Here is a 12,226-nt window from a genome sequence, read left to right as displayed (position 1 = left end):
TTTTGTCTTTTTATTAAAAAAATTCTCATCAATGAATGTATGCCTTCGTGACACACAAATTCATAATACTATATGATAGACAATTTGTAAATATTACTTTGTGAGCTTTGCTTTAGCTATCCATATATTTTATTAATTAAAATTTATTTTAGCTTTATGTATTTAATTCTTTTTTATATTGTAGTGAATTCACTTCAATTTAGTCTTAACTTTATCTTCAATAAAGTTTAAAAGTAAATTTAACCCTTCCCCTGTTTTCGAGGATACTCTAAATATCTTAGCTTCAGAGTTTATTGTTTTAAGGTGTTTTTCTACTTTCTCATCACCAAACTCAAAATAATCCATCATATCATATTTATTTAAAACTACTGCATCAGCCTTAGAAAATAGTAATGGGTATTTAATAGTCTTATCGTCCCCTTCAGGAATACTTAAAATAGCTACTTTAAGGTCCTCTCCAAGTTCAAATTCTGCAGGACATACAAGATTGCCTATATTTTCTATAAAAATTATATCAATTTCCTCTAAATCAAAGTATCCTAATATATTTCTTATTGATAAGGCTTCAATATGACAGGCACCTTCAGTATTAAGCTGCACAACAGAAATTCCTAAGGAATCTATTTTTTCGGCATCTATCTGCCCTGCTATATCCCCTTCAACAACTGCGATATTATATTTATCCTTTAGCTTTTTAATAAGTTCTATTATAAGGCTAGTTTTACCAGCACCAGGTGAGCCCATAACATTTATTAAACAGACCTTATTTCTATTAAGGCTTTCCTTAATTTCATTACTGCAATCTTCATTCCACTCTAATATCTGTCTTACAACTTTAATGTCCATAAACCCTCCTGTATTCCTCTAAAGCACATAACAATTGTTAATTGTTATGCCTCCTGTATTCCTCTAAAGCACATAACAATTGTTAATTGTTATGCCTCCTGTATTCCTTAAAAGTACACAACAATTATTAATTGTTGTGCCTCCTGTATTCCTCTATACTGGGTAACCTAAGCTCGCCGATTCCCATCGGCTAGGTTACCCGTAAAAGTCCATTTAGGACTTTTACCACAATAATTATCAATTGTTGTGCCTCCTAATAAAAATAGAATATATCTTTATATTATAGTATAATAATGTTTATGTATATATGGACAAAACTTATTTTCCACCAATATAAATAATATTTTTTAGGGTTTAAAACACTTCCAGGAGGTACGGCCATGAAGGTTGCAGTATTAGATGCTCAGGGAGCAGGCCTTGGGCAGACAATTATAAAAAAGCTCCATAAGGAAATACCTCAGGATATTTATATAATAGCCCTTGGAACAAATACCTGTGCTTCCTCAAACATGGTAAGAGCAGGTGCAAATGTAGGTATAAGTGGAGAGCGTGCAATTTGTTCCTTTTGCAGAACTAATAGAGTTGACTGCATAATTGGCCCCATAGGTATGCTTTGCAGCGGTAGTATTAATGGAGAAATTACCCCAATGATTTCTAATGTAATATTTGATATGGATTGCACTAAATACATACTTCCACTTCAAAAACATGGGATTTATATACCAGGAACCAGAAAGCTTCAAATAAAAGATTTAATTGAAGAAATTGTTCTAGATATAAAAATGTCTAAGGATATTATAAAAAAATAAGCCAAGTGGATTATACTTGACTTATTTATGTATGAATTTATTTGTCTTCACGTATTAAATATACATTTCCATCTTGGTCTTTAAAGTTGAACATCTTTCCATAAGGCATATTCATCATTTCATCTACTTCAACAGAATTATTCTTCATTTCGTTATAAGTACTTTCTATATCAGTTGTACTTAATAGTATTGAAGGATGGGAAACATTTGCTGATGGGTTTTGAGCCAGCATTGTGTTTTTTTCATATAATATAAAGGTAGTAAATTCACTTTCACTTGGACCAACTTCTAGCCATTTCATGTTAGGTCCCATTGGCTGCTCTAATTTAACTACAAACTTTAATTTCTCTGTCCAAAATTTCTTTGCTTCCTCTTGATTATTAACATACAAAGTTATTTTTCCTATTTTGCTAATCATTTGTATCTCCTCCTAATATTTTTTCTAAGGTTACTTAAATCATATTTACATTATATATTTTCATAACTAAGTTATCAATAATAATCTGTTATTATTAATTAATACAGCATTAATTACTGTTTTCACAGCAAAAGTCAATAAAAGAATCTATAAATTCATCTTCCTCAAGATATACAAAATTGAATTCCCGAAAGATCTTGATATTCTTAATAGCTGCAGTTCTTATAGTTCCCTGTTTTAATTCTTTTTTTATTGTTTCCCTAGAAATTATTGAATACCCAAGATTTAATTCGATTAAAGATTTGATACCGCTAATATTTCCTATTTCCATGCAGCCACTTAAATCATTTAAACTAAACCCCAGTTCTATAAGCTTATTTTCAAATATTTTTCTAGTTCCAGAACCTTCTTCTCTTAAAATAAGGCTCCCCTTTAGAATCTCCTCTAAAGTAACTTCCGGCATCTTAGCAAAGCTATTATGTGCAGATACAGCTAAAACTAATTCATCATCTTTAAATTTTTTATATTTAAATTTGCTTTTATCAAAAGGTCCTTCTATTAAAGCAAAGTCAAGCTTTCCATTAATTAGCTTTTCTAATATCTCCTCCGTATTATTTACTTGAAGAAAAATGTTCACATTTTCGTTTATTCTCTTATATTTTGCTAAAATGTATGGCAAAATATAACCACCAATGCTCATACTAGCACCTAAGTTGTATTTTTTTATAATTCCTGATTTATGCTTTAATCTCATTTCTAATGCACTGTACAACACTTTAATCTCTTCTGCATAGTCAAATAAAATTAAACCTTCCTCAGTTAAATCAAAGCTTCTGCCCGACTTTTTAATTAATTTAACATTGTATTCCTCTTCTAAAAATTTAATATGCTGAGATACTGCAGGCTGTGTTATATTCAAAAGCTCTGCTGCTTTGGTATAGCTTTTTGTTTTACCTACTGTGATAAATGTAAGCAGTCTAATGTCCATCATCTGTATCACCTTATTATAATAATAATTTATAATTTATTATAACACATAAGATTTACTTATACTTATATAAAAATGTATAATTTGATTTTACCATTGGTTGCTATTATTATTATATATGGAATTAATTCTATTCTATATATAACTATTGCGATAAAATTAAGAAAAATAAAATTTAAACAGTATTAATAACTTATTACGAAAATTAATGGAGGGATATTATTTTGAATTGGATTAAAACTAATATAATTGGAATATTATTTTCATTTATTCTAGCATTAATTGCCACCTGGCTTGGAGGCCTTTTCCCTATTATAGGCGGACCTGTAATTGGTATAGTGCTTGGAATTATCATTAATAATACATTACAAAAACCTAAAAGTACCATAAGCGGAATAGGCTTTACTTCTAAAAAAATACTTCAATGGGCCATAATAGTACTTGGTGCCGGATTAAATTTAAATCAAGTTTGGAAAACAGGACTTGATTCATTATCTGTGATGCTCTTCACTATTGCAGCCGCATTTATTTCCGCTTATGTCTTTGGAAAGCTATTGGGAATTCCTACTAAATTAAAATCTTTAATAGGTGTAGGCACAGCAATTTGCGGTGGTTCAGCTATAGCTTCGGTAGCACCGATAATAGAAGCTGATGAAAGCGAAGTTGCATACTCTATCTCTACTATATTTTTGTTTAATATTATTGCAGTTCTTATTTTCCCTCCCCTTGGTCACTTACTGCACTTTTCAGATAAGGCCTTCGGGCTTTGGGCAGGGACAGCTGTAAATGATACATCTTCAGTAGTAGCTGCAGGCTATGCCTTCAGTAATATTGCTGGTGCCTACGCTACCATTGTTAAACTTACCAGAACTACTATGATTATACCTATATCAATTATCTTTGCTATTATTACAGCAGTGCAGAAGAAAAAGGCTTCAAGCAATAATAAAGCTGTTAACTACAGCCTTAAAAAAATATTTCCTTGGTTTGTGTTGTGGTTTTTAGTTGCATCGCTATTAAATACGGTTGGTCTATTTAATACAAATGCAGTTCATTATATAAATATTTTAGGGAAATTCATGATTGTAATGGCTTTATCAGCAGTTGGACTTACCTGTGACTTTAAAAAAATGATAAAAACAGGTGTAAAGCCAATATTTCTAGGACTTATTGTTTGGTTTACCGTAGCTGCTACAAGTATAATAGTTCAAATTATCACTAAACAAATTTAATGTTATATTGGAACTATTAAATAATAAATTTGGGGTAGAGTTTAATTTTCAAAAACTCTACCCTTTAAGTATACTTTATGGCTTTGAATATGCAGTTTCATCTTTGTAGACTTATGTTTTCTAGTACAAAAGCAAAACTTATGGCTTTATATATGCATATCCTTCCTTCTGCTTAATTACTAATTCTAAAACTCCAACTGGTACTATGTCTATAAAATTTATTAAATCTTCCCTTTTTATACTATAGGAATTTAGCGCATTATTACATGCGGCAAATCTAACTCCTTTTCTGTTCAATTCCTTCATTGCAGCAATTTCTGTATTTCGCTCTTCATTAATATAAAACTTAACCGCTTCTGAGTTGGCCAGAACCTCAATATTGGACTCTTCAATATCTACACCATGTAATAAATTGCTTACATTCTTTAAAGTAAGGTTCCACTTACTTAATTCATCAATGTGAAAAATAACATTAATTTCTCCCATATCAATTCCCTCTTTTTCTATATTTATAATTGTTTAATTATTGCATAAATAGCCTGTACTATGCAATACCTAAATATACCATTAATAATACCCCTTAAAGATTAATAATGAATACGTATATGACATGGATATTGACAGCAGCTGAGGTTAAGAAAGAGGTAAATAATGCTAAAAATACGTAACAAAAAAAAACATAAAGTAATTAAGGTTTTGCAATTTCACAATATGAAAATGGATCATTATAGGGATACAAAAACAGATGATTTTACAAAAGAATTAGAGGAAGAAACACTTGAAAAGTATGTGAAGGATAGAAATTCCTTGAAAGCAAAGGACATATATAACATTACCCTTAGCATATGTGAAACAATAACCAATTTGACTAATTTAAAATATTACATTCAGTGTTGTCAGCTTGATCCTGCAAATATATTAATATCAAAAAACGAGGAAATTTTTATAAAGGATTTTGGATTTTCAAATGGTCTATTAATTAATGACGCCACTGTTCCATACCTACCAAACTTTGTTTCATCATATGTAAAACAGCAGAACATTCATGAGGATTCCAGTGAAAAGGTTATATGTACTATTGGAATGCTTATGTATTATATGGCCACAGGAAAGGCTATGATTACATGTTTAGATCCTTTTTTAGAGGATAGCTACGATATTAGTGTAGACAGCAACTTAAAAAGGATAATCCAAAAATGTTTTCATATTGACGTTACAAGAAGATATGTTTCAATTGAAGAGTTAAAAAATGAAATTATTATAGAATGTATTAAAAAAAGTAAATATAGAAAAGCAGAAAATTTAGAAGATCATGCTAATGCTTCAGGAATTGCTCAGGAATATCATTATTTTAAGAGAGTTAACAAATATAAACGTAACAATTTAAATTCATTATTTTCCAAGATTAGTTCTACTTTATCAACCTTCTTTTAGGGTAATTTATATTTTTCTAGTATTTTTAAGAAACCAGCCATATAAAAAATTCATATGGCTGGTCAAAACATAATATTAATAATGAAGTCTCTGTTCAATTATTAATGTATTCACATTAACTTCATGTTTATAGATTATTTATTACAAATACTCATTTCTAATAAAAAAAAGGTCTTCTGCGTCTTCCTCTACGCCTTCTTGTAAGCTCTCTTAAAAGAAGTATGGATGCTAAATCACCTAAAAAACCTCCTCCAAACTGCCTTGTTTCTTCACCACTAATGTTACCCATAGTGTCATTTAGCCTATTTTCAATATCATCTGTAATTCTGCTTAGTTCATTCCTTGTTGGGGAATACATTACTCCATGTCTTGATTCCATTTGGTCACAGTGATGCATTACTAAAGGCATTACCCTAAAGTATATTTGAGGATACAACATCTCTAAATCCCTATCATCACCCTCCTCTATCATTGCTCCTTGATACCACATCATACAGGGTGGAATTGGCATATAATTCATACTTCCTCCTATAATAACTTAAAATTGTTACTCATTTTATCCTATGATTATTTCTGTAATTTGTGATATTAATTTATTCCGTATATTTATATTTTATTATTCTCTTAAGGATTATGATGTTCCCCATGATGATTACAAGTTATATTTTTATCTTTTATTTTTCCATTAATATATTCTTCTATAACCTTCATATATTCTCCTGAGGCACCTCTTATTACCTGTAACCCATTTATCTTTAAGCCATTAATTGCCCCTTGCCCTATTCCTCCTGTTATAACAACATCTACTCCGTGCTGTTTAAGCAGATTTGCCAAACCTTCATGTTCATGTTGAAATTGCTCAGTAGAGATTTCTTCCACCTTTGTAACTATTTCATTCTCTACTGAAACTATAGTAAAGCTTTTACTCATTCCAAAGTGTTGATTAACCATATTTCCATTATTAGGTACTGCAATTTTCATATTATCCTACCTCCACATTTTTATATTTTCTTTATATGTTTATTTAATTATGAAATTAAACATGTATCCAATTACTATAATTCCTGAAGATACTATGCTATAGAATACTGCTAATAATTTAGGCTTTAAAACTCTTCTTAAAAGAATCCCCTCAGGTAAGCTTAACCCTGTAACAGCCATCATAAATGCAAGAGAAGTTCCCATTGAAACCCCGGCTCTTGTAAGTTCACTAACTAATGGTATTACCCCAGCAGCGTTAGAATACAATGGTACTCCAATAAGTACAGCTATAAATACTGCAAAGGGATTACCCTTTCCTGCATATTTAGCCAATGCTCCTGCTGGAACCCATCCATGCATAAATCCACCTATTGCAATACCAATTATCACATATAGCCATATTTTCTTTATTAGATCCTTTGTAAAATTCCATGAATCCAATAATCTTTCCTTGGTAGTTGGATTTAATATTTCCACATCAGCATTCATCTGTAATTCATAGACATACCCTTCTACTTGTTTTTCCATTTTCAATTTCCCAATTATAATGCCGCTTACTATTGCTATAATTTCTCCAGATATAACATAAATTATAGCTATTTTTATTCCAAATAAACCATATAAAAGCCCCAATGCAACCTCATTTACCATTGGTGCAGCCACTAAAAAGGAAAATGTAACGCCAAGAGGTACTCCAGCTTCAACAAATCCTATAAAAAGCGGAACTGCTGAACATGAACAAAATGGTGTAACAATTCCAAGCAAGGCCCCGAGGATATGTCCTATAAATGTACTTCCTTTACTTTTTGCAAGAATTTTTCTTGTCTTTTCTGGAGGGAAAAAGCTCCTTATAATGGTAATTACATATACAATTATTAGTAATAATATAAAAATCTTTATTGTATCAAATATAAAAAAGTTAAGGGCACTTCCAAGTTTACTTTCTTTAATAATACCTAAAACGCTGTAAACAATCCAATCGGCAAAAATTTGTATAGGTGTAAACATACTACTCCTCCATCCATTTCATAACCTTATAATTAAATACTTATATTGCATTCAAAAATAATGGACTATAACCTGATATTATAGGATTAAGCCCATTTTTACATTATTGTTCTTCGCTAATATATTTCTTAATATCAGAAACAGTAGAAACTTTACCATACATCTTTACTTTTTCATTAATAACTAAAGCTGGTGTTCTCATAACTCCATATTTCATTATATCTTTAATATCCTCTACCTTTACAATTTTAACTTCTAGGTTGAGTTCTTTAACAGCTTCCTTAGCATTTGCTTCAAGCTTCTTGCAATTTGAGCATCCTGTTCCTAAAATTTTAATTTGCATAATATCTATTCCTCCAAAATTTATTTTAGAATATTTTATTTAGAATTACCAAAGTAACTTATAACAAGCTTATCCACACTATCTATAATATTTTTTATTTCTTCACTACTAATTCTATAATGAGTTTCCATTCCTACTTTTTCAGATGACAATACACCAGCCTCTTTAAGTATTTTTAGATGCTGAGACAAATTAGCTTGACTAAACTCTATATTTTCATTTAATTTGCAGACACACTTTGGCCCATTATATAAAAACTTAACTATTTTATACCTTACGGGATGTCCTAAGGCTTTAAAAATTCTAACACTTATTTCTTCATGATTCATAATTTCCTCCACGCTATATAACTATATAATTAAATCCTTATGTCATTAGTATATTCCTTTTTAATTTAACATGTCAATATTAATATATATTCTTAAATAAATTTTGTCATTTAGTAATCTATGTATATTAATAGAAAGAAGTCCATAGATAATATACTCTCATATGGACTTTAATTAATAGTTTTCCTTATTATACTAAAATTTTATTAATTTATACATAACAGAAATAATAAATGAAATACCAAGAGCCATATAAAATCCAATTCTGAAATCACTTACTCCTAAGCTTATAACAAGTAAGGTAATTATAACTATGATTGTTATAATGGCTCCTAACCTTCCCTTAATAAGAGGAGAATCATATATTTCACTTTTTTCTCTCTTCCTTATCCAAACAAGATAAGTTATTAAATTTACAACCCAATTAAAGAAAGAAAAATAGGATGATGAAGATATTAAATAATTAAAAAGCTTTGTTCCAAGTGCAAATGCCATGAGAACTACCAATATTGAAATAGTGCCTGATGCAACCCATGAATACTTATAAAATTCTCTTTCAGTAGCACCCTTAAAAATCTTTGGAGCTTCCTGTGCTTTTGAAAGTGAAACAAGCATTTGCACACACCCATAAAAACTTCCTATCATTACAGAAAATGTAGCTATTAATATAACACCATTAATCAATGATGAGGCCCATCCATAACCCATATTGTTAAATCCTTGAACGAAGGGAGAAATATTTGTATTAATTGAACTCCAATCAACAATATTAACGATAATAAGCATAGATATAATATATAATGATACAGTACCTAAGGTTAAAATTACTGTGGCTTTAGGTATTTCTAGACAAGGTCTTCTTACCTCAGAAGTTGCCATGGCAACTGTACTTATACCACTATATGTGAACACAACTATTAACATGGATTGTAAGAAACCCGATATTCTATTTGGGAAAAATGCGTTATAACTACTAAATGGATTCTGCTTTATAGTAATACCATTTTTAATAATTATAAATGTACCTAATAGAATAAACATAACCAATACTGCAATTTTTATAAAAGACATTACAGACTCTATAAATCCAAAATATTTAGTTCCAAGTGCATTTATCCCTATTACTATAATTATTGCAATAATAGCAAACAGGGCAGATGAAACTCTAGGTATCCAATAACTTATAAATACCCCTGCAGCAATTGCTTCAGAACCTAAGGATAATATTCCCGAAACAAATATTATCCATCCCAATAAAAAACCCATAAACCTGCCTAAGAATAGCTCTGTATAAACTCGAAAAGAACCCTGAACAGGCCTATTTATACTTATACTTGTCATAGCTCCAAGTACCTGTGACATAATTAAGCCGCCAAATAAAAAAGCTAATACAACTGAAGGACCTGCTTGATTTATCGCCAAACTTGAACCAAGAAAAAACCCTGCTCCGATTATTCCTCCAATCCCTATACCTGCTAAACTATAAGCATTCAAACCACTTTTTGATACGTTATTATTAATGCAATCTTTCTGCTTCAAAGTATTCACTCCTAAATAAAATCTACATATAATATTACAACTCTAGTCTGTATCAAAAATTGTTATTCTATTACTAATTATGATTCTTCTTTATATTTAAAAATTACATAAATCCAATATGATTTATTAAATGAAAAACACCAGCCATACAAAATATCATATAACTGGTGAAAAACTAATTCTTCAATAACTTAAACTACTTAAAGGCCCTTCTTTTCCGCAAGCTCTTTTATAAACATTAGTTATAATCTAATATTTACTATTTATTTTTAGAAATTATTATTATATTTTAAATTGCTGAACCATTTCGTTAAGGCTTTGAGCAAGTTCAGTCTGTCTTTGAGCGGATTTAGAAACATTGTTAATGGCAAAAGTTACTTCATTAATACTGCTTAAAATCTCTTCTGAACCAGCTGCTGATTCTTCAGCCGTTGCAGATACATTCTGCATAGCATTACTTACCTGTTCAACTACTTCCCGCATTTGCTTTGATGATAAAGCAATTTCACCTGCCATATTATTAATAAACTCAGCATCCTTTTCATATTGTATACCTGTGTCTAAAAGCAATTGGAAACTAGGCTTTACACTATCTACCATATAGTTTAATACATCTTGTCCGCTACGTGAAAGGTTTTCAAATGCAGCTTGCACCTGCACTACCATACCTTGAATACTAATGACAGCCTGTGAGGATTGTTCAGCGAGTTTTCTAACTTCTTCTGCAACTACAGCAAAACCTCTCCCTTGTTCACCTGCCCTTGCAGCTTCTATTGCAGCGTTTAATGCAAGTAAATTAGTTTGTGATGCTATGCTGGCTATTGAATCAGCCATTGTTCTGACTTCTTCAACTACCTTGCCATCTTCTATTGCTTTAATAATACTTGACTGTTTCTCCTCATAAACAATATTGGCATCCTCTATATTTCCTACAGCCTTTGTTTTTACATCAACAGCACGGTTTTTAATTTCTCTCGCAGAAACGGCTGCAATATCTGCTCTATTTGAAAGTTCATCTGTATTAGATCCTATTTCTTCTGAGGAAGCACTAACTTCTTCTGTTGTAGCACTCAAATCTTGAGATCCTCTAGAAATTTGCTCAGTAGACTCATTTACTGCTTCCATTTGGGATGAAATTTCTTCGGTAGTGGCAGATAATTCTTCGCTTGTAGAGCTTATATCTTCTGCACTTCTTATTATTTCAGATATCAACTGTTTTACATTACTACATGCGTCGTTCAATGCCATGGCAAGATTTCCTATTTCATCTTTAGTGTCAATATTTATTGTGCTTGTTAAGTCACCATCTCCAAGCCCCTTTGCAAATACTAAAACTTTACCTACTTGTCTGGATATCCTGCTAGAAACTAACCACCCTAAGATTATTGCTAGAAGCAAACCAAAAGCAGTTATAATTGTTGAGATATATACTGTTTTACTAATAATAGAGTCATTGGAATTATCAGCAGCATCTGCCTGACTGGTACTTATTCCTATAAGTTTATCTAGGTCTGTAAATGCTTTTGTTCTACTATCCGTAACGTTAGAAAAATAAGAATTTGCATCTTTATAGTTGTTCTCATTAACATAAGTTATTTCTTTATTACGAACAGTTCTGTAAGCCTCCAAATCCGTTTTGAACTGTTCAAGGGGTTTATTATCTTGGTTACTAACTAATTTTTCATACTCACCTATAAGTGTATTATCTTTTTCAGTTAAAGTATCAATATCCTTTATTAATGCTTCCTTCTGATTCTCTTGCTGTTGGTATACAAGTTTTAATAAATCAGCACGAATATCTGAAAGATTCTGTTTTATTGTCATTAGGTATTGAATAGAAGTAAGGTCATTATTATGCATAGATTGTGCAGCAGAGCCTATTTTATTTACATTTTGTATTCCAATAAAACCAACTACACCTATTAATAGTGCTACTAAAATGAAGCAAGCAGTAAGTCTTTGCCTAATTTTTAAATTATTAAACCATTTCATTGTCATCCCCCCTAAATTTGTCACACTTACTAAGAATATTACATACTTCTACAAATTTTACAAGAATATTTGTAACATTTAATAAATTTTTAACAATCATGCCAAAATTCTACTTTATTCTCATTCACATAATGCATTGCTCCTTTTGTTTTTAATAAATAATGCTAAGCAATAACTTTTCCCATATAGTTGAACTACAAATCTTCCAACTATAAAAAAGCCAGGAACTTCTAAGTTAAGCAGAAAGAGTTAGTGCTAGTCCAAGTCATATGTTATGTTATAAAATGATTTAATCATGAAAAAAATA

The 12,226-nt window shown here is 30.5% G+C and carries 14 protein-coding genes; 3 read left to right on the top strand and 11 right to left on the bottom strand.

The window, feature by feature from the left end; genetic code table 11:
- Nucleotides 1-189 precede the first annotated feature (189 nt).
- A complete protein-coding gene (gene hypB / locus ACJDUG_RS09385; protein WP_406769638.1) occupies nucleotides 190-846 on the bottom strand; it encodes a hydrogenase nickel incorporation protein HypB in 657 nt (218 codons plus the stop codon).
- A 380-nt stretch (nucleotides 847-1,226) separates the two neighbouring features.
- Between hypB and ACJDUG_RS09380 the strand changes: the two genes are divergently transcribed.
- Nucleotides 1,227-1,655, top strand: a complete 429-nt coding sequence (locus ACJDUG_RS09380; protein ID WP_406769637.1) for a DUF3842 family protein — start codon at nucleotides 1,227-1,229, stop codon at nucleotides 1,653-1,655.
- A 37-nt stretch (nucleotides 1,656-1,692) separates the two neighbouring features.
- Here ACJDUG_RS09380 and ACJDUG_RS09375 read toward each other — a convergent pair whose 3' ends face one another.
- Together ACJDUG_RS09375 and ACJDUG_RS09370 are read right to left on the bottom strand one after the other, a co-directional pair.
- Nucleotides 1,693-2,073: a VOC family protein gene (locus ACJDUG_RS09375; RefSeq protein ID WP_406769636.1), complete on the bottom strand. Its 381-nt coding sequence runs from the start codon at nucleotides 2,071-2,073 to the stop codon at nucleotides 1,693-1,695.
- Between the two features lie 109 nt (nucleotides 2,074-2,182).
- Nucleotides 2,183-3,064, bottom strand: coding sequence for a LysR family transcriptional regulator (locus ACJDUG_RS09370; protein WP_406769635.1), 882 nt, complete (start codon nucleotides 3,062-3,064; stop codon nucleotides 2,183-2,185).
- A gap of 221 nt (nucleotides 3,065-3,285) precedes the next feature.
- On the opposite strand from ACJDUG_RS09370, the gene ACJDUG_RS09365 reads away from it, so the two are divergent.
- Complete coding sequence (locus ACJDUG_RS09365; protein WP_406769634.1) at nucleotides 3,286-4,293, top strand: YeiH family protein; 1,008 nt, start codon at nucleotides 3,286-3,288, stop codon at nucleotides 4,291-4,293.
- Between the two features lie 138 nt (nucleotides 4,294-4,431).
- Here the strand turns inward: ACJDUG_RS09365 and ACJDUG_RS09360 are convergent, their stop codons facing one another.
- On the bottom strand, nucleotides 4,432-4,779 hold the full coding sequence (locus ACJDUG_RS09360) for a DsrE family protein (protein ID WP_406769633.1): 348 nt from the start codon (nucleotides 4,777-4,779) through the stop codon (nucleotides 4,432-4,434).
- Between the two features lie 165 nt (nucleotides 4,780-4,944).
- Here ACJDUG_RS09360 and ACJDUG_RS09355 point away from each other — a divergent pair, with 165 nt between their 5' ends.
- Nucleotides 4,945-5,727 (top strand): protein kinase family protein, encoded by a 783-nt coding sequence (locus ACJDUG_RS09355; protein WP_406769632.1) that lies wholly within the window; start codon nucleotides 4,945-4,947, stop codon nucleotides 5,725-5,727.
- 157 nt (nucleotides 5,728-5,884) lie between these two features.
- Here ACJDUG_RS09355 and ACJDUG_RS09350 read toward each other — a convergent pair whose 3' ends face one another.
- The 7 genes from ACJDUG_RS09350 to ACJDUG_RS09320 all read right to left on the bottom strand — a co-directional run bounded on the left by ACJDUG_RS09350 (nucleotide 5,885) and on the right by ACJDUG_RS09320 (nucleotide 11,919).
- A complete protein-coding gene (locus ACJDUG_RS09350; protein WP_406769631.1) occupies nucleotides 5,885-6,247 on the bottom strand; it encodes a hypothetical protein in 363 nt (120 codons plus the stop codon).
- Nucleotides 6,248-6,351: 104 nt separating this feature from the next.
- A complete protein-coding gene (locus ACJDUG_RS09345; protein ID WP_406769630.1) occupies nucleotides 6,352-6,708 on the bottom strand; it encodes a NifB/NifX family molybdenum-iron cluster-binding protein in 357 nt (118 codons plus the stop codon).
- Between the two features lie 39 nt (nucleotides 6,709-6,747).
- Complete coding sequence (locus ACJDUG_RS09340; RefSeq protein ID WP_406769629.1) at nucleotides 6,748-7,716, bottom strand: permease; 969 nt, start codon at nucleotides 7,714-7,716, stop codon at nucleotides 6,748-6,750.
- Nucleotides 7,717-7,819: 103 nt separating this feature from the next.
- Entirely contained in the window at nucleotides 7,820-8,059 is a 240-nt protein-coding gene (locus tag ACJDUG_RS09335) for a thioredoxin family protein (protein WP_406769628.1), read from the bottom strand.
- 35 nt (nucleotides 8,060-8,094) lie between these two features.
- On the bottom strand, nucleotides 8,095-8,388 hold the full coding sequence (locus tag ACJDUG_RS09330) for an ArsR/SmtB family transcription factor (RefSeq protein ID WP_406769627.1): 294 nt from the start codon (nucleotides 8,386-8,388) through the stop codon (nucleotides 8,095-8,097).
- Between the two features lie 195 nt (nucleotides 8,389-8,583).
- Nucleotides 8,584-9,927 carry an amino acid permease gene (locus ACJDUG_RS09325; RefSeq protein ID WP_406769626.1) on the bottom strand — a complete coding sequence of 448 codons (1,344 nt, stop codon included), beginning with the start codon at nucleotides 9,925-9,927 and terminating at the stop codon, nucleotides 8,584-8,586.
- Nucleotides 9,928-10,209: 282 nt separating this feature from the next.
- Nucleotides 10,210-11,919, bottom strand: coding sequence for a methyl-accepting chemotaxis protein (locus tag ACJDUG_RS09320; protein ID WP_406769625.1), 1,710 nt, complete (start codon nucleotides 11,917-11,919; stop codon nucleotides 10,210-10,212).
- Nucleotides 11,920-12,226: the final 307 nt, after the last annotated feature.

Origin of the sequence: Candidatus Clostridium stratigraminis, assembly GCF_045310675.1 — a bacterium.
Taxonomy (GTDB): domain Bacteria; phylum Bacillota; class Clostridia; order Clostridiales; family Clostridiaceae; genus Clostridium_AT; species Clostridium_AT stratigraminis.
The sequence above is the reverse complement of the archived record's forward strand: the minus strand, read 5'-3'. Positions and strand labels throughout refer to the sequence as shown.